Raw genomic sequence first — 16,925 nt, forward strand, 5'->3', positions numbered from 1 at the left:
CATCGGTGGCTTTTGCCGCCATAATTCTTCACCATGACTGAATCTGCCCAAACTTCTGAATGTCCTGCACATCGTCCTGTGCATATTGTGCCGACCTGCCATGAAACGCTCCGGGAGCTATACCGGGACGATCATCTGGTAGTGGTCGACAAACCCGCTGGCCTGCTCAGCGTACCCGGACGGCATCCCGCCAATTTTGACAGCGCCCTGTCTCGTCTGCAGAGCATAAACCCGGAAAGCCGGGTTGTTCACCGACTGGACATGTCCACTTCCGGCGTTATGGTGTTTGCCCTTCAGGCTGACAGCCACAGAGCATTAAGCCGCCAGTTTCAGGATCGCCTGGTCAGTAAGGGTTATACCGCTGAAGTGTGGGGAACCCCGGCAGAGCAGTCTGGTTCTGTGAACCTGCCCATGCGTTGCGACTGGCTCAACCGCCCAAGGCAGATGGTTGACCACGCTCAGGGCAAACCCGCCCTGACCCACTACACCTGCATCAATGTTCACCGTCATCATCAGGAAACGTCATCAGAAACCTGTCGTGTATGGCTTGAACCTGTTACTGGACGCTCACACCAGTTAAGGGTCCATATGGCGGAACTGGGCCATCCAATCCTTGGCTGTGAGTTCTACGCCCACCCGGAGGCTTATGAAGCCAGTACAAGATTGAATCTCCATGCAACCCGGCTGACATTTACACACCCGGTTTTGCAGGAATCCATGACGTTTGAAGTGCCTGCCCCGTTTTAAACAGTTAAGAGTATTGTGCTGCCCACCCCTAATCCCGGGATAGGAACTAAAATTTCTGACAGCCAATAGGCAAGACAAGCCCTGGTTGTCAGTTTGATTCCGCACAAGGCCACCTGCTTTAACTCTTTTTGCTTTTACGACTGCTTTTCTGCAGAGATTTTGGCTGACGGGTAGCCATACTTTCCATGCCACTCACTCCAGAAGCGATTTGCTCAATTTTGCCTCCAGACTTAAGAAATTCAGCAACTTGCTCTTCAATGGATGCAGAATTTTCAGTATTTTTATTCTTGTTACGGTCGTCAATGAGAGAGATTGATCTTTTAGACATTATTTAACTTCCCAATTGGCTCAAGGAACCCACACCACTCCAGAAAACTCTGAAAAGAGCGTGATTCTTGGGCGTTAGACTATTCCTTACCCGCTAAGTTCAATCCTTGAAACAATACTAAGCTAAAAAACCATTCTAGCAATCAGAATGAGCTTTAAAGGAAATAAGCCTGAAGAATCCCTGTCTATTCACTGACGAAGATTACAAGCAAAGCTTAATTGGTTAAGTGTTAGACAGGCTACAAGCGTTTATCCATAAGGTATTTGCTCATTTTCAAGTTTTCTATTACTTTCGTGATGTTATTTTTCTGTGTCGATGTTCGAGCTATTCAGGAATGCGTAATGAGCATGGTCAGATATTTTCATATGGTTTTTTTCTTTGACCCAGTGCAAGAGTAATCTTATTCTGAAAAAAATCAACATTTATAACTGCGAGGCACGAGCGTTGAAAAAAATTAAGAATGAAACCGAACTGGTCCGTGAAGCACTTCGAGTCGGTGCTATCTATGTTGAAAAGCGCAAAGCGGGTAAGTTTGAAGAAACAGATTCTTCCCGCCAGAAAATCGAGTACCTTTACCGCCTGCTGGTACACGACAAGCTGATTCAGCCATTGGTTAAGGGACAAGAATCGGAACAGAGCATGAAACACAAACTGGCTTTGTGGATTTCACGACAGCTACCTGAAGGGCATCCCTTGCTAAAATAGGCAAAAACAGGAAACTGACTTTAAAAACCAGTACACTGGCTGCCCTTTCAATATCTGCACTTGACTATCGACATGCCTGCCAACCTGAAATGCCCCGTCTGCTCGCAGCTTTTACAACAGTTAGACAACGGGGCTGCATGTACCAACAACCATCGTTTCGACCGCGCCCGTCAAGGTTATCTGAACCTGCTGCCCAGCCATAAAATGCGCAGTAAACATCCTGGTGATGACAAGCAAATGGTGCAGGCGCGTAGCCGTTTTCTGGACAGCGGTTGCTATCAACTAGTGACAGACGCCCTGACACAAGCCACCAGAACAGCGCTGAAAGACACTGAACACCCCGTTATTCTCGACGCAGGCTGTGGCGAAGGTTATTACACCACCCGATTACACGACGCTTTACCACAGGCATCCGTATGCGGTTTTGATATCTCCAAACCCGCCATTCAGGCTTGCTGCCGCCGCAGTAAAGACATTCAATGGCTGGTCGCCAGCGTTAATGACATTCCTGTGCCAGACAACCAGGTTGATGTCATCATCAGTGTCTTTTCCCGTTGTGACTGGAAAGAGTTCAGCCGAATCCTCAAGCCGGGTGGCACCGTTCTGGTTCTGGCACCCGGAGAGCAACACCTGTATGCACTGCGCCAGGCCATTTATGAAGAAGTTCGTCCCTATCCGGTGGACAAGCTGGTCAGCCAGCTACCAGAGCATTTCAACCTGCTGGAAAAAGGTTCAGTGACAGGTACAATGAAGCTGGATTCGTCAGAGTTAATTCTTGACCTGCTGGCCATGACACCACACTACTGGCATGTGAAGCCGTCGCAAAAACAGCGGTTGTCTGAGTTAACATCGCTTGAGTGTGGCATTGATATGAAACTCTACACCATCACCTACCAACCTGCAGAGAGTTAAGATTTTGATCAATATTGACGAGATCGAATGGGACGAATGGACTCATGGTGAACAGTACGGTGTTCGTAGCAAATGCCTGAGCGACAGCGCAGGCGGACAGGCCATCGCCACTCGTATGCAGGAGCTGGACCCGGGCAAACAGTCAACACCTCTGCATTTTCACACCGCAGAAGAAGAACACCTGTTCATCGTTGAAGGCGAATGCACTCTCCTGCACGGCGAGGAGTGTGTTCATATGATTGCAGGTGACTATGCCTGCTTTATGCCCGGTGATGACCGGGGACATGCACTGCTTAACCACTCGAAAGAAACCTGTCGTTATCTGATTATTGGCCAACGCGACCAGAAGGATACCGTCGTTTATCCAGAGGAAGGTCAGGTGCATGTCAAGGCATTAGATCAGATTTTTTACGACAACTGACATCTATTTCAGATTCCCACTGGTTTATTGTTCAGCGTCAACTCCTTACACCTGAAGCAAAGGTATAACTGTCAATGCAGACGTTAACTTTTGTTGTCATCTATCAAGGAGAGGTCGCCATGAACAAAGCACTAGAGAACACGATCGGCAGCAATAACACCTTCATGAAGTACGCCCCTAGAGCGGTTGCACTGCTTTGCCTGCTGACGGTTATTTCTGCGATCTCCTTCCTGACCCGTGGCTGGGCTCTGATGGACTTCAATACTTCTATACTGTCGGCTCTCTCTGCCCTGGTTCTGCTGTTGAATATTCAGCTCGCCAGGGGTAATGCGACCAGCTCAAAACAGAAGTTTCTGACCCGGATCATGCACCGATGCAGCTATGTGCCTTACCTGTTCGGCATTTATCTGCTTCTGTTTAAGGGTTTCTGGAGCCTGACTCTGATGGTGGAATCCTTTTCAGTCATGCGGGTAGTAATGAGCCTGTTTTACCTGATTTGCGGACATTTTGTCGTTAATGCCGGTTTCCAGAGTTGTCCAATGGCAAGGCTGGAAGTTCGGTAGATAGTTATTTTCCCTCATGCCTTGCCTCAGAAAAAAGTGACCGTTCCTGAATTGCTTTTTTTGCTGAACAGAAGTGATGAACCAGCATGATTGTCCACGCCACCGGCACATAATCATAAGACTTGGTCTATGCTCCAAGTCGCTCTTTTCTGTTCAAATACCCATTCCTTAGGGCACTCCTGCGGAGGTTATAAAAGCAATGAAACGCTATCATGTATCGGCATTCCCACTTTTACTGCTTTTGGCAAACCCTGTTTTATCATCCCCCGTTTTAGACAGTGCCTCTGGCTATCATCAAGAAGGTCTGCTTATCGGTCAGTTAGGCAAGGTTGAGGAATCAGGCTTACTGATAAAAGGGGTTAACATTAATTTTTTATTAGGAGGAGGTTTTTCACAAGACCGACTTTATCCAACCAAACCATTCGCTCTATCTGTGAATAGCAAACATAATCCGGCATACCAGAAACTCATAAGCACACCGTTCAATAAGCAAATCATTGTTCGTTATCTGTCTTCACCCCCTTTCGCCCATCCTTTATTCTGGCTTTATTACGGTGCAAGCGCTTTGGTTACCGATGTTTCAAGCCTTGCTGACTTTAAGGAAAGCGCTTCTTTTCATGCTTTCCAATGCGTATACAAAGATGAACAAAACCTCGAATTCAGTAATTATGGCAACAGCGTACGCTCTGGAAAATTTGTCCGGGTCTTTCGATGGGGAACATTCGGCTCAAAAGTGTGCACTGCCGACTTGCATGAAGGCGGCGAGAAGGTCGAAACAAAGCAGGTTGCCCACAAGAAATACGATGGTACGGATGAAAAAGGCAATGCAAAATATAGAATGGAGTACTCCACCGTTTCTGAAAAAAAACCCAATATCAATCACCTGAATATCTACACAGAGGAAGGCTGCAAGTTCGCAGAGGATGTCTTGAGAGCCAATAAAGATGTCAGGGTTAAAGTCTCCACAAAGTACTTTGCCTTTTTTAACTGGTATCCGGATACAATACATGCCATAGACGTAAATTGTGCCGATTGAGATTAAACCTGAAGGTGCCTACTGTCAGAATGCTGGCTTTTACACGACCGGGCTTGGAACAGTTAAATAAAAATGCAACAATCGCAACATAACTTGTTATACTGACAACAACATAGATAGCCAGAGGCGTTTATTTTGTGGGTATCCACAACCAAACTTGCCAAGATTGAGGGCGTAACAACCCAGACAATAAGGCGAAAGATCGAAAGCGGTCATTACGAGAAAATAATGCAAACGAGCGGGGGTCACTACCGCATATTCATCAACCAGCAGAGGAAGATATGCTATGCAAGGGTTAGCTCAGGGAAGCAAAAATCTTCCATTGCTACGCAAAGGCGACGCTTGCTCGAAAGGTATCCTGACGCAGAATTTATCAGTGACATTGCCAGTGCTTTCAACTTTAAACGAAAAGGACTGCAAACCATTCTGGAATCAGCGATGTGCGACCATCCAACCCACATTGTGGTTACCACAAAAGACAGGCTCGCACGATCAGGATTCGAACTTATCAAGTGGCTCGTTGAATTATCAGGAGGACAAATCGAAGTTTTGGATGACTCGAATGGTTCCGGTGAAGCCTTTGATACCCATGAGCTTATCGGTTTCATTACCTCGTTCTGCAACAGCCACTACGGACAGCGTTCCGCTAAAAGGCGCAAAGATCGTAGCATCAAAAAGGATCAGAATTTACCCGGAGAATGAACCGGCCTACAGGGATGCACTTGCTCTTTACAGGCGTTCTTACAACCTGGCTGTAGAGCGGTTCCGCAATGACAAATACAAGGACGAAAATGGTAAATTTATTAATATGCGCCCGTCGATAAAGGCTCAGGTGGAGAAGGAGCAAAAAGACAATGGACGGGCTTATAACTCTATTATTTCAGATAATGGAACACTAGCGGCAGCGACAACATTCAAGTCTGTTTGCAGTAAAAACAAAAAACTCAAAGGGGCAAGTGGAGGTTTCTCAGAAATAAGTTTTAAGAGCCGTAAAGGAAGCAGGCACTCATTCTCTATTGATAGACTGCCAAAGGGATTGAACCCTTGCGTTAATGCGTTGGGCAGAATCCATCTAACGGAAGAAGTGCCTGCCGAAGCCATTGGTAAATCATGCGTTATTACCTGTGACAAAGGGTGCTGGTTCATTCAGGTTCAACAACACATAGAACTCAATGCCGATATCCAAGGCGCAGTGAAGTGTGTTGGGATAGACCCCGGAGTGCGAACTTTTGCTACCTGTTTCAGCGATAAAGAGGCTTTAATTGCAGGAAATGACTTTGCCAAAAAAAAGTTGTTCCCGCTTATGAAACGAGTTGACAATCTCATTGGGCAAAAACAAAAGATTCTGAACACCCAAAAAGGCATAAAGTTTCCTGACATGCCTCAGTGGGCGCAGGATCGTATTGTCAACTTTGACAAAGAGATTAACCGCCTCAAGTGCAAGAAAGATGACATTATTCTGGACTTGCATAACCGACTGGCGTTCGAGCTTGTATCCAATTATGACGTTATCTTTCTGCCGTCTTTCGAGACGAGGGGTATGGTCACGCGAAAAGACAAAAAGGTGCGTACCATACGCCGGAATACCTGCCGCCAGATGCTAGATCTCAATCATTACGGGTTTAAGGTGCGTTTGAAGTGGTACGCCAGAAAGTACGGAAAGCACGTTGTGGATTGCAATGAAGCGTACACGTCAAAGACCCGCTCATGGGATGGCAGTATTGATGATCGGCTTGGTTCATCAAAAGTTATAAAAGGCAATGGTTTCACCGTTGACAGAGACATCAACGGTGCGAGAAACGTCCTTCTTAAAAATCTAACAAGGCAGCTTGAGCCTTAATCATAACAACGAATGTTGCGTTCGTTGCGGTTTTAATCAAGAGTTATAAGTTTCAAGGATACTCTCCCACTCTGCGAATTATCAGACCCGGAGGTTCAGCCTCCCTAAAACCATTAACAGACAACTCCAACAGATTTATGGCTAAAACCGCAAAAAAACCGGCAATTTCTACTGAAACCAAAGAAGAAGCGTTAAAAATAGCCAGGGCCACCCAGAGGCCCGGGCAAACCAAAGAACAGACCCGCCTGATTGCCATGGGCATCCAGAAAGGCATTGACCAGTACAAAAAGCAGCAGAAAACAAAAGCCCGGGCTCTGGATCGACGCCTGAAGACGATTAAGCGCCAAAGGGACAATGAGCCCGTCGTTGAAAAGACTAACGAGACAGCCGTCCCGAAAAACTCACCCTCTGTCGTTTACCGCCAAAGCAGATTACCCTGGGTATTGCTCGGACTGAGCTGGGCAGCTATGGCAGTTTACTTTTACCTGCTGCATTGAAAGTTGCTCCGGTCAGGTTCCGAGTTCATGCCATCCCATTTCTTTCGCAGAAAACAGGATGAAAGTACCAGTCAATATGCAATATGAGGCTTTCATCCTTACGTTTAAAGACAGTCTGCTTCGCTAAGAACTGCATTCTCAAATGTTGTTAGACGTACCTCAGTTAAATGACTGGTAAGCACCATCAAAGGTTTAAAGCGGACTGGTACACATTGAAGGGAGTCACCTGTGTACATTGAGTTAAAGTTTTTGATGGTAGCGTATGAGTTAAAATGCTTCTTAGTTATATCATAACTACATGACCCTTTAGCTTCACCAATATTAAATTTTAAAGGAGCAACAACATGCGCGCCCAGCATTCCAGACATGTCAATTATTTTTTCTGCAACTCGACAAACGTCAGAAGTACCAGAGTTTGTTCGAACAAGATTATGTTTATTAATACCAGCAACGCTTTTTATAACCGGCGCACCTAGTGAGCGTTTTCGTCTTTCAGGGCCCTCTTTCAACAATTCGGAAATATCAAGTTTATCGTCAACAACCAGCTCCTTTCCTGTAGTTGTTTTGAGATTTTCTGCAGCTTTCGCTATCGAGTCTTCAGTTAGCCCGTCTTCATCAAACAGAGGGTCTAATAGATCACATTCTGCGGACTCTAATATTTCTTTGCATGACTCCCTGATAGTCGGAAGCTCTTCCTGCCCCGCGACAGGTTGAGCGTTCAGGGAACCACTCATAAGAAAAAAGCAGGTGACGACAGTATGAAAACAGGAAGACAAAGTCTTTGATTCAGACTCCTTAGAAAATTGCTTATTAATAGTACCTTTCAAGAGGAAAAACTGTTTTTGAAAATGAGTAAACATAATTCACGTTTAACCTTTTTGTCGAATGATGACCGTATGATTAAAGCATTAGGAAACTAAACGAATAAGATTAAATTATTATCATTGACCCCATTTATCATGAAAAATAATTCATACCCCGTATCATGATTTCAGTCTCAGCCTGAAACTATTCAGATCTGCCGCAGCCTTCAGACCAGCAAGGAAAATGCTAAAAAAACTTTCCCACCAGAAGCGAACACAAGCCAGTAATGATCACTATTCCGGCAAGGTTGAGAATCAGGCCACTGCGTACCATTTGCCGGATCGACAACAGCCCGGAACCAAACACAATGGCGTTAGGCGGTGTCGCAACGGGAAGCATAAAGGCACAGCTGGCTGCGATGGCAGCCGGTATAGCCAGCATCTGCGGATCCATCCCCAGGGAAACGGCAAGAGCGCCCAGCGGAGGCAGAAAGGCAGCCGTGGTCGCCGTATTGCTGGTAATTTCAGTCAGGAAAATAATCACCGTCACCACCAGCCCAACCGCCACCAGCAAAGGCATACCTTGCAGAATGTTCATATTCCCGGCGATCCATTCTGCCAGACCGGTTTTACGAATCATTGCCGCCAGACTTAAGCCACCACCAAAAAGTAATAACACATCCCAGGGCAATCGCTGGATATCTTTCCACCCCATCAGAAACGCCAGTTTTTTCCAGCGTACAGGTACCACAAACAAGGCAATGGCACCACTCAGGGCAATGGTTGTGTCGGTCAAAGCAATATCAGGAAAATGTCGCAGAATTAAGGGACGGAATATCCAACCAGCTGCCGTCAGAAGGAAAATCGTGGCAACCGCTTTTTCCCCTCGCGAAAGCCCCCCCATTTCAGCCAGCTGCTGTTTCAGGGAAAGTCTTACTGTTTCGTTTTCTTCCGTACGCAGGTTGTAACCGCCACGGCTCAACCACCAACCGGTCACCATCAGCATCAACGCACTGGTGGGAACTCCAATAATCAACCACTGAGCAAACCCCAGCTCAATACCGTATTGTTCCTGCATAAAAGCAGCCAGCAATGCATTAGGCGGTGTGCCAATTAAAGTAGCGAACCCACCGATGGAGGCACCATAAGCAATTGCCAGTAACAAGGCGCTGGGAAATTCACCCTGACTCTGGTGGTGGTTTCGCATCATGGCAATCACCGACATGCCTATCGGCAACATCATAATGGCAGTGGCGGTATTGGAAACCCACATGCTGATAAACGCCGTCGCTATCATAAAACCCGTTACCTGGCGTCGCTCTCCAGTACCACTGGCCAGCATGGTATGCAGGGCGATACGTCGGTGCAGATTCCAGCGCTCCATGGCCAGCCCCAGTATAAACCCGCCCATAAACAGAAAAATCACCGGATGAGCATAAGGGGCAGCGACCTTGTCGAGACTGGAAAGATTCAACAACGGTGCCAGTAACAATGGCAACAGGGCTGTGACCGGTATTGGCAGAGCTTCAGTGGACCAGAACACCGCCATCATCAGCGCCAGGCCAGCACAGCGCCAGGCAGAGTCGCTCATACCCTCCGGAGCAGGAAGGAATAAGGTGATTCCCAGCAATACCCCCCCCAGCGCAAAGCCTGTAAGCCAGCGAGAAGCTCCCTGCCCAACGTCAACCGCTGGCGTTTCATTTTCCGAAGGGTGTGACATATTCTTTTCCTGATGATCGTTCTGTAAGTGTGTCGGTCAAAGACCTGATCTTTTGAGCTGCAGCGGAACTACGCTGGCACAGGTGGGCATCCACCATGTTTATGCGAATTTCCACTGAGCACAGTTGCGGCAGCGCTCTGTTATACTGGCTAGCTTTATCATCAGAACAAAGAGTCCATCTTGAGTCAGGCACTGTTTTCCAGCTTACCACTCCCCCCCGCCCTGTTAACCAACCTGAAAACCATTGGTTATCAGGAGATGACAGCCATTCAGCAGCAGAGCCTGCCCCTGGCCCTTGACGGCAAAGACCTGATTGCCAAGGCAAAAACCGGTAGCGGCAAAACGGCAGCGTTCAGTATTCCCATGCTGACTAAAATCCGTCAGCGTTTTTTTGGTTGTCAGGCGCTGGTGCTTTGTCCAACACGGGAGCTGGCAACACAGGTGGCCAATGAAATCCGCAAGCTGGCTCGCTATCAGCAGAACATAAAGGTGGTGACGCTCTGCGGCGGTCAGCCCATAGGGCCACAAATAGGCTCTCTGGCTCACGGCGCTCATATCGTAGTGGGTACACCAGGGCGGATTCAGGATCACCTGCGCAAACGCACTCTCTCTCTTGAAAAAGTCAGTACTCTAGTACTGGATGAAGCCGACCGTATGCTGGATATGGGATTCATTGATGCCATTGAAAACATCATTGACCACACACCTGACTATCGTCAGACCCTGCTGTTCTCTGCTACTTACCCGAAAGGTATTCGTCAACTCAGTGACCGGTTCCAGAATGAACCGGAAGAAGTAACCGTTGAGTCCGTACATAGCCACCAGCATATTGCCCAGTCTTTCTACCAGGCTGATCACCATGAAAAGCCTGAGGTACTGCACAAACTGCTGTCGCACTTCCAGCCTGCCTCCTGTGTCATTTTCTGTAATACCAGGCAGGTGTGTAAGGATGTGGGTATAGAGCTGTACGACCATGGCTACAAGCCTCTGGTACTCCATGGTGATCTGGATCAGAAAGAACGTGATCAGATGCTGGTACGTTTTTCCAACAATAGTTCCAATATCCTGATCGCCACCGATGTCGCTGCCCGCGGACTGGATATTGATGACCTCGCCTGTGTAATCAACTACGACCTCAGCCGTGATCCCGAAGTGCATGTTCATCGTATCGGGCGTACAGGCCGTGCAGGTAAGGAAGGTCTGGCATTCACCCTTTACACGTCCAAAGAACACTACAAGCTGGAACGCGTTGCTGAAATACTGCAATCTGAGCTGTCTGAATCGGACCCCGGCCACCTGCCAAAACCAAAAACCGAAGCCACTAAAGCCCCGATGGTCACTCTGGCTATTGATGGCGGACGCAAACACAAGGTAAGACCCGGCGATATTCTCGGCGCGCTGACCGGTGACGCAGGCATTGCCGGCGACCAGGTGGGAAAAATCAATGTGTTTGATTTTGTGGCCTACGTCGCCATAAAAAGAGAGTCGGCCCGCAGGGCTTTGAGCCGACTGGAACAAGGAAAGATCAAAGGCAGAAAGTTTAAAGTTCGCCGGCTTTAAACGGCTCCCAGAGGGAGGTTTATAGTCACCAGCAAACCACGGCTGTTATTTTCCAGATAAATATCGCCGCCGTGGCTATGGATGATATTGCGGGCAATGGACATGCCCAGGCCAATGCCGCCTGTTTCACGGTTTCTTGACTCCTCCATCCGCACGAACGGTTCAAATACCCGTTCCATCATCGCTTCAGGAATACCATCGCCTTCATCCTGTATCTGTATCTGGGCACTTTCCTGTCCGGCGGACATACTCACATGAGCAACAGAACCGTATTTCACTGCGTTCTCAATCAGGTTTCGCAGCGCACGCTTCAAGCTCACCAGACGACAATGGAGAATAACTTCCTGGCCGTCCTGATAGTGAACATTCAGGCCAATATCCTGTAAGTCTTCACACAGACTATCGAGCAGGGCATTCACATCAACGGCGCGGGTTGATTCATTGTTTGAAGCCTGTCGCATAAATGCCAGAGTGGCTTCAGACATCTCGTGCATTTCATCCAGGGTGGCCAGCAGCTGATCTGTGTCCGGCCCCGGTTCCATCAATTCAACTCGCAGGCGCATGGAAGTAATGGGCGTTCTCAGGTCGTGGGACAAGGCTGCCAGCATACGGGTACGATCTGCCACAAACCGCTGCAACCTTTTATTCATCAGGTTAAAAGCCCTGATCAGCTCACGGATATCTTCAGGCCCTTGTTCCTGAAGCGGATCGATTTTTTCACCCAGCCCCAGTCGGTGCGAAGCAAACGACAGTTTTCGTATTGGTCGGGTAATACGGCGTACCATAAAGATGATTCCGGCCAGAACACATAAGGTCGATATTCCCATAAGAAATGCGGTTCGCTTAGCCAGCAGCGGTATGACCGTTGGTGTAGATGACTGCATATTCAGCCATTGTCCATTATTTAGCTGGATGGAGATGTTGAGAAACAATAAATGGGGGTGTCTTTCATGGTGGTCATCATCTCTTCCAGGTTCCTCCCAGTGTCTGGAATGATGGAAAGATGTCATTTTTCCAGATCGTTTACTGGCAAGGTTTACCCTGATCTGACGCCCCGGTCTCGGGTCATCAAAAGACCGGGCAATACGATCAATCAGCATCAGCTCTTCAGGAGAATAGTCGCCAGCCGGTACCAGACTCTGGTTGGACAAACGGAAAAACGCATTTTCCCGGCGAGTCGTTTGTAAAATTGACCGGTGCAAACTGGCTGGACTGGCTTCCAGTACTTCCGCAAGGGTGGCTGACTGACGGGTCAGCATCCTCTGATTAATGCGATTCACCGCTGTTTTATGGGCATCATCAGCCATCCACAAACTGATCGCCAGAGCCAGCGCCATGCCTGAAAGCACCACAAGAATCATCTGGCTTGCCAGGCTCTCTGGCCAGAAACGTGATGAACGTAATGTGTTAAAGCGTTTAATCAAACTGTGTTTACCTTTACAAGCACTTTTTTTCAGGCAGTCACATTGGCCGTAAACGAATAACCGCCACCCCAGACGGTTTTGATCAGCCTGGGGTTCCTGGGGTCTTCTTCTATTTTTTTGCGCAGTCGGCTGATCTGGTTATCAATACTGCGATCAAAGGGCGTTGCTTCACGTCCCTTTGTCATATCCAGTAACTGATCACGGCTTAATACTTTTTTGGTGTGGCTTAAAAAGACCTTCAACAAGCGAAACTCTGAAGTGCTAAGGGGAACCAGCAGGCCATCCTGCCGTTCCAGCTGATGTTGATTAAGGTCAAGCGTCCAGCCTTCAAAACGCATTTTTTCAGGCTCATTGATGGACTGTTTCCGGGGACGAACCTCGCTCATTCTTCTTATCACGGCTTTTACCCTTGCCAGTAGTTCTCTAGGACTGAAGGGTTTAGAAATATAGTCGTCTGCCCCCATTTCCAAACCAACAATGGTGTCGGTTTCTTCGCCCAGCGCCGTTAGCATAATAACGGGCGGGCCGCCGTTGTCTTTCAGATAACGGCACAGGCTCAGACCGTCTTCTTCCGGCATCATGATATCCAGAATAACCAGGTCCACCGTTGTCTGCGCCAACACACTGCGCATCTGCTGGCCACCGTCAGCAAGGCTGACCTGATAGCCATGCTGCCCCAAATAACGCCCTAACAGATCACGAATCTCGTCATGATCATCTACCACAAGAATATGTTGTTGTTCTGCCATTGCTCTAACACTGTACTGACCGCTCTCAGCCTCGATTATACGGACTCGAATGAAGGAAAGTTGTATCAAATATTATCAGCCTGACAAAAAGCGCAGTCTGCTGATACAAATTGCGACAACTTACCGCTCTGCAGGGATATTTCTGAGACATCCCCTCGCTTTAATAAGAAGGGCAAACCAGACAAACGAGGACGAATCAATGAACAGAAAAACATCCATCGCTTTTATCGCCGCTGGCCTGATCGCTTCCACGTCAGCCTTGGCATGGTTCGATGAAGCGCAAAACTCTGAAGGTCATGAACACCGGTCAGAGCACTGTATGAAAGGCGGCAAGCATCATGGGAACAAGATGGGTAAGCGTGGCAGGGCTGATCACAAAATGATGGAGAGAGAGCTCTCCGCTGATCAGATCGAGACTCTCACTAAAGCCAGGCTGATCAGGCGTGGCAATGAAAACCTTAAATTAGGCACCGTGACCAGCACAGAAAACGGTTACAGCGTGACCATCGTGACTCAGGACAACTCTCTGGTGAAAGAGCAGCAGCTGGCGAAGAACGGCATGCCGCTGAAAAAGTTTGAGCGCCTGCAACGACGTATTGAAGCACGCAAGACAAGAGAAAACACCCCGTAACCCAACGCTTGGTGACTGCTCCCCACCCTATCGGGTGAGGCTTCTGATTTCTTAGGCAGCAACCGACAGTCTGCCGGATTTACGCAAGCCTCCATCAGCAGAAACGGACAGTCCTTCCGCCTTTAATTTCAATATGCCTTGCTTCTTGATATTGCGAGCTGCATTAATATCCCGGTCATGGATAGCACCACAGCTACACTCCCATGATCGGATTCTCAATGGCATTTTTTCCTGTTTCAAATCGCAGACTGAGCAAGTTTTAGAGGATGCAAACCACTGGTCTATCTTCACCAGATGTTTACCTTCCTGCTTTGCCTTGTATTCGAGTTTGGTTATCAGTGAATGCCAGCCAGCATCAGCAATAGAACGAGCAAGACGCTTGTTCTTGAGCATGTTTTTAACTTTCAGTGTCTCCACAATCACCGCTTGGTTTTCGTCGATGAGTTGTTTTGATAGCTTATGCTGAAAATCATTACGGGCAAAGGCTACACGCTCATGCGCCTTTGCCACCAATAAACGGGCTTTGCGCCTACCTCTTGAGCCTTTCTTGCAGCGAGATAGAGCCTGTTGTTTTCTTTTCAGGTTACGTTGTGCTTTTTTCAGAAAGCGAGGATTGCCAGTCTTATGGCCGGTACTGGTGATAGCCAGATCAGTAATCCCCATATCAACACCGACAACCTGATTAGCTTCAAGATTATCAATCTGTTTTGGTTGTTCCTGGGTATCATCAGCCAATATGGAGGCAAAATACTTGCCGGTTAGCGTTCTGCTCAGGGTGATAGACTTCACCTTACCCACTATTTCACGATGCACTTTAGCCCTTATGGGCTTGCACTTGGGGATTTTTATCCCGTTATCGCCCACAGAGACAGACGTACAATGGTAGCTACTTTGCTTGCCATGCTTTTTCTTGAAGCGAGGAAATCTTGCCTGCAATTTGGGATTGAAAAAGTTTTGAAAGGCCGTATCCAGATTGATAGTGGCCTGTTGCAGTGCAATAGAGTCAGCGTTTTTCAGCCATGAGTACTTTCGGCTTTTCTTGGCTTTTGCCAGCAAGGGCTTCAGGTGTTTTTTGGGAGAAAGGCTCTGCCCACGAACCTTGTAATAATGAACCTTAATAGCCAGGGCCTTGTTCCATACGAACCGCACAGCATCAAACTGACGGTCGAGAAATTCCGCCTGCTCTGATGTTGGATAGATTCGTACTTTGGTGGCTCTCAGCATGGAACGTTATTTCAGTGCTCATTAATATAAAGTTTATATTACAGATATTTGAAAGAGGTTTTCAAGTGAGCGCACACAATAAAGATTTGCTTAAAGGGTATCTTCGCAAACGACATAGCGTTACCAAGCTGGTTGTTCATTTGGTGTTCACGACAAAGTACAGGCGAAAGCTTTTTGATGGCTATATGATCAAGCAGTTACGGGAGTCGTTCGAGAGTGCATGTGAAAAACTGGAATGCCAGTTACTTGAAATGGATGGCGAAAAAGATCACGTACACCCGTTGGTGGCCTACCCACCAAAACTGGCTATCAGTGTCATGGTAAATAATCTCAAATCAACATCATCAAGACGGTTGCGAATGCTGAATACCCACCTTACTGCTCAGAGCAAAGCAGGCTTAATGTGGTCAAGGTCTTACTTTGCTTGCAGTGCTGGCGGTGCAACTATCGAGACTCTGAAGGACTACGTTAATAGCCAGAGTACACCAGATTGATGGCGGAAGGCTCTGCGCCTTCCCGTCTTATATCCCCGCCCGCATTGGGCGAGGGTTTACGACGATTTTGCTAACGGGTGGTGAGAGACCCTCGCCACTCAATTTAAGATTTTAATCATTTTTTATGGCTGAAAACCTGTTTGTCATCTATAAACATTTGTCCCGAAACGAATGTTGATGTGCTCCTGCCCTATGGCTGGTCTGACTATAAAACAGGTGGTCTGAATGAAGTCCTTTTTCAGCAAAATACTGATGCTTACCCTGCTCGCCTTTACGGCCTCGGTATCCGTTGCCCATGAAGATAACCCCTCAGGCTGCTGGTTTGATAACTCAAATGATCAGAAAGAAATTTACGAAAACACTAGCTACCTGAACAGCTACTGCGCTGTCTCTTTCTCCCAGTCAAACGATTACCGGGATAATTATATTGGTAAAGTCATTCAGGAAGGCGAAGCGCTGGAATGCAATTACACCGATACCACAGGAATTGTCAGATACAACCCAACTGCAAGGTGGCTAAATACCAATTACGAGACCCTGTATAAAATCATAAGAACCACTGGGGGGGACGGAGTATTTGCAGAAAGCATTACCCAGTTCAATAATCGGTTTGCTGAGTGCCCGAAAACTGCCGGGATGCATTCTCCTACTGTTGACAAAAGTAGTACTAACTTCGACACAGGACTCAATCAACCTCAGTCACAGTGGAGCATCTGCATGTTTAAAACAAATTTAGCTAGCGGCAAAGACAAAGACAAAGTAGCCATAATAATTGGTTACTGGCAAGCTGATACCAAACAATGCAATACTCACAGAGGTTCTCCTTATTACCTGAAGGAACAGAACAAACAGAACGAACAGAACGAGCAGAACGAACAACTTAAAGATGGCGATGGTTGCCTGATATACAATCCTGATACTGAGTTTTCCTGTGATGGATACGATTTTTATCGCCGGGGCTGGGCTGAAGAATGCCTGAGTGCATTTGGAGGAAAGATGTGCTACGAAAGCACAAACTGCAAAAAGGATAGAACTAAAGAAGAATGTTGCGAGTTCGCACATGACGAAAATTGCGAGACTGTCTCCATGGACAGAAAAGGTCATTGCTGCTGTGGTGTAAGACTAAATAAGGATAACGATGGGTGCCGCAATGTTGGGTTGAGAAAAAAGTAAACTTTCGAGCAGTGGTGCCTGAAGCTTCAGGCATCACTCAGTTATGAAGCTTAAATTCAGTTGACAGCATCAACCATTAATCTTCTAATACCCATAAT

19 protein-coding genes are annotated in these 16,925 nt (G+C 47.4%); 13 read left to right on the top strand and 6 right to left on the bottom strand.

Annotated elements, in window-relative coordinates:
* Positions 1 to 33 precede the first annotated feature (33 nt).
* Complete coding sequence (locus NX720_RS07615) at positions 34 to 747, top strand: pseudouridine synthase (protein ID WP_262600462.1); 714 nt, start codon at positions 34 to 36, stop codon at positions 745 to 747.
* A gap of 118 nt (positions 748 to 865) precedes the next feature.
* Here the strand turns inward: NX720_RS07615 and NX720_RS07620 are convergent, their stop codons facing one another.
* Positions 866 to 1,075 carry a hypothetical protein gene (locus tag NX720_RS07620; RefSeq protein ID WP_262600463.1) on the bottom strand — a complete coding sequence of 70 codons (210 nt, stop codon included), beginning with the start codon at positions 1,073 to 1,075 and terminating at the stop codon, positions 866 to 868.
* Between the two features lie 444 nt (positions 1,076 to 1,519).
* Here NX720_RS07620 and NX720_RS07625 point away from each other — a divergent pair, with 444 nt between their 5' ends.
* The 8 genes from NX720_RS07625 (at position 1,520) to NX720_RS07655 (ending at position 7,049) form a co-directional block, all read left to right on the top strand.
* Complete coding sequence (locus NX720_RS07625) at positions 1,520 to 1,780, top strand: DUF5062 family protein (protein ID WP_262600464.1); 261 nt, start codon at positions 1,520 to 1,522, stop codon at positions 1,778 to 1,780.
* Positions 1,781 to 1,852: 72 nt separating this feature from the next.
* Positions 1,853 to 2,692: a putative RNA methyltransferase gene (locus NX720_RS07630; protein ID WP_262600465.1), complete on the top strand. Its 840-nt coding sequence runs from the start codon at positions 1,853 to 1,855 to the stop codon at positions 2,690 to 2,692.
* A gap of 4 nt (positions 2,693 to 2,696) precedes the next feature.
* Positions 2,697 to 3,113 carry a cupin domain-containing protein gene (locus NX720_RS07635; protein WP_262600466.1) on the top strand — a complete coding sequence of 139 codons (417 nt, stop codon included), beginning with the start codon at positions 2,697 to 2,699 and terminating at the stop codon, positions 3,111 to 3,113.
* Positions 3,114 to 3,232: 119 nt separating this feature from the next.
* Complete coding sequence (locus NX720_RS07640) at positions 3,233 to 3,676, top strand: hypothetical protein (RefSeq protein WP_262600468.1); 444 nt, start codon at positions 3,233 to 3,235, stop codon at positions 3,674 to 3,676.
* Positions 3,677 to 3,875: 199 nt separating this feature from the next.
* Positions 3,876 to 4,712, top strand: a complete 837-nt coding sequence (locus NX720_RS07645) for a hypothetical protein (protein WP_262600469.1) — start codon at positions 3,876 to 3,878, stop codon at positions 4,710 to 4,712.
* Positions 4,713 to 4,940: 228 nt separating this feature from the next.
* Positions 4,941 to 5,414, top strand: coding sequence for a recombinase family protein (locus tag NX720_RS27035; RefSeq protein ID WP_404831073.1), 474 nt, complete (start codon positions 4,941 to 4,943; stop codon positions 5,412 to 5,414).
* Complete coding sequence (locus tag NX720_RS07650; RefSeq protein WP_404831054.1) at positions 5,302 to 6,552, top strand: RNA-guided endonuclease InsQ/TnpB family protein; 1,251 nt, start codon at positions 5,302 to 5,304, stop codon at positions 6,550 to 6,552. The genes NX720_RS27035 and NX720_RS07650 overlap by 113 nt, the downstream gene beginning before the upstream one ends.
* A 137-nt stretch (positions 6,553 to 6,689) precedes the next feature.
* Complete coding sequence (locus NX720_RS07655) at positions 6,690 to 7,049, top strand: DUF2956 domain-containing protein (RefSeq protein ID WP_262600472.1); 360 nt, start codon at positions 6,690 to 6,692, stop codon at positions 7,047 to 7,049.
* A 104-nt stretch (positions 7,050 to 7,153) separates the two neighbouring features.
* Here the strand turns inward: NX720_RS07655 and NX720_RS07660 are convergent, their stop codons facing one another.
* Positions 7,154 to 7,909: a TGF-beta family protein gene (locus tag NX720_RS07660; RefSeq protein ID WP_262600473.1), complete on the bottom strand. Its 756-nt coding sequence runs from the start codon at positions 7,907 to 7,909 to the stop codon at positions 7,154 to 7,156.
* A gap of 190 nt (positions 7,910 to 8,099) precedes the next feature.
* Entirely contained in the window at positions 8,100 to 9,572 is a 1,473-nt protein-coding gene (locus tag NX720_RS07665) for an SLC13 family permease (RefSeq protein ID WP_262600475.1), read from the bottom strand.
* Between the two features lie 180 nt (positions 9,573 to 9,752).
* Here NX720_RS07665 and dbpA point away from each other — a divergent pair, with 180 nt between their 5' ends.
* The gene (gene dbpA / locus NX720_RS07670) at positions 9,753 to 11,132 is read left to right on the top strand and encodes an ATP-dependent RNA helicase DbpA (protein ID WP_262600476.1); all 1,380 of its coding nucleotides are present in this window, start codon (positions 9,753 to 9,755) and stop codon (positions 11,130 to 11,132) included.
* On the opposite strand, the gene NX720_RS07675 is transcribed toward dbpA, so the two are convergent.
* The gene (locus NX720_RS07675; protein ID WP_262600478.1) at positions 11,129 to 12,556 is read right to left on the bottom strand and encodes an ATP-binding protein; all 1,428 of its coding nucleotides are present in this window, start codon (positions 12,554 to 12,556) and stop codon (positions 11,129 to 11,131) included. The genes dbpA and NX720_RS07675 overlap by 4 nt on opposite strands.
* A 29-nt stretch (positions 12,557 to 12,585) precedes the next feature.
* Complete coding sequence (locus tag NX720_RS07680; RefSeq protein ID WP_262600480.1) at positions 12,586 to 13,305, bottom strand: response regulator; 720 nt, start codon at positions 13,303 to 13,305, stop codon at positions 12,586 to 12,588.
* A 199-nt stretch (positions 13,306 to 13,504) separates the two neighbouring features.
* On the opposite strand from NX720_RS07680, the gene NX720_RS07685 reads away from it, so the two are divergent.
* The gene (locus NX720_RS07685) at positions 13,505 to 13,936 is read left to right on the top strand and encodes a hypothetical protein (RefSeq protein ID WP_262600482.1); all 432 of its coding nucleotides are present in this window, start codon (positions 13,505 to 13,507) and stop codon (positions 13,934 to 13,936) included.
* Positions 13,937 to 13,987: 51 nt separating this feature from the next.
* Here NX720_RS07685 and NX720_RS07690 read toward each other — a convergent pair whose 3' ends face one another.
* Positions 13,988 to 15,160: an RNA-guided endonuclease InsQ/TnpB family protein gene (locus tag NX720_RS07690; protein ID WP_262595476.1), complete on the bottom strand. Its 1,173-nt coding sequence runs from the start codon at positions 15,158 to 15,160 to the stop codon at positions 13,988 to 13,990.
* Positions 15,161 to 15,225: 65 nt separating this feature from the next.
* On the opposite strand from NX720_RS07690, the gene tnpA reads away from it, so the two are divergent.
* Positions 15,226 to 15,654: an IS200/IS605 family transposase gene (gene tnpA / locus NX720_RS07695; protein ID WP_262595475.1), complete on the top strand. Its 429-nt coding sequence runs from the start codon at positions 15,226 to 15,228 to the stop codon at positions 15,652 to 15,654.
* Between the two features lie 225 nt (positions 15,655 to 15,879).
* Complete coding sequence (locus tag NX720_RS07700; RefSeq protein ID WP_262600484.1) at positions 15,880 to 16,827, top strand: hypothetical protein; 948 nt, start codon at positions 15,880 to 15,882, stop codon at positions 16,825 to 16,827.
* Positions 16,828 to 16,925 lie beyond the last annotated feature (98 nt).

Origin of the sequence: Endozoicomonas euniceicola, assembly GCF_025562755.1 — a bacterium.
GTDB classification, from domain to species: Bacteria; Pseudomonadota; Gammaproteobacteria; order Pseudomonadales; family Endozoicomonadaceae; genus Endozoicomonas_A; species Endozoicomonas_A euniceicola.

Excerpts from the sequence above, each read along its gene's own strand:
- NX720_RS07615 (WP_262600462.1), top strand. The coding sequence starts at position 34 with ATGACTGAATCTGCCCAAACTTCTGAATGTCCTGCACATCGTCCTGTG.
- NX720_RS07620 (WP_262600463.1), bottom strand. The coding sequence starts at position 1,075 with ATGTCTAAAAGATCAATCTCTCTCATTGACGACCGTAACAAGAATAAA.
- NX720_RS07630 (WP_262600465.1), top strand. The coding sequence starts at position 1,853 with ATGCCTGCCAACCTGAAATGCCCCGTCTGCTCGCAGCTTTTACAACAG.
- NX720_RS07640 (WP_262600468.1), top strand. The coding sequence starts at position 3,233 with ATGAACAAAGCACTAGAGAACACGATCGGCAGCAATAACACCTTCATG.
- NX720_RS07645 (WP_262600469.1), top strand. The coding sequence starts at position 3,876 with ATGAAACGCTATCATGTATCGGCATTCCCACTTTTACTGCTTTTGGCA.
- NX720_RS27035 (WP_404831073.1), top strand. The coding sequence starts at position 4,941 with ATGCAAACGAGCGGGGGTCACTACCGCATATTCATCAACCAGCAGAGG.
- NX720_RS07650 (WP_404831054.1), top strand. The coding sequence starts at position 5,302 with ATGAGCTTATCGGTTTCATTACCTCGTTCTGCAACAGCCACTACGGAC.
- NX720_RS07655 (WP_262600472.1), top strand. The coding sequence starts at position 6,690 with ATGGCTAAAACCGCAAAAAAACCGGCAATTTCTACTGAAACCAAAGAA.
- NX720_RS07660 (WP_262600473.1), bottom strand. The coding sequence starts at position 7,909 with ATGTTTACTCATTTTCAAAAACAGTTTTTCCTCTTGAAAGGTACTATT.
- NX720_RS07665 (WP_262600475.1), bottom strand. The coding sequence starts at position 9,572 with ATGTCACACCCTTCGGAAAATGAAACGCCAGCGGTTGACGTTGGGCAG.
- NX720_RS07680 (WP_262600480.1), bottom strand. The coding sequence starts at position 13,305 with ATGGCAGAACAACAACATATTCTTGTGGTAGATGATCATGACGAGATT.
- NX720_RS07685 (WP_262600482.1), top strand. The coding sequence starts at position 13,505 with ATGAACAGAAAAACATCCATCGCTTTTATCGCCGCTGGCCTGATCGCT.
- NX720_RS07690 (WP_262595476.1), bottom strand. The coding sequence starts at position 15,160 with ATGCTGAGAGCCACCAAAGTACGAATCTATCCAACATCAGAGCAGGCG.
- NX720_RS07700 (WP_262600484.1), top strand. The coding sequence starts at position 15,880 with ATGAAGTCCTTTTTCAGCAAAATACTGATGCTTACCCTGCTCGCCTTT.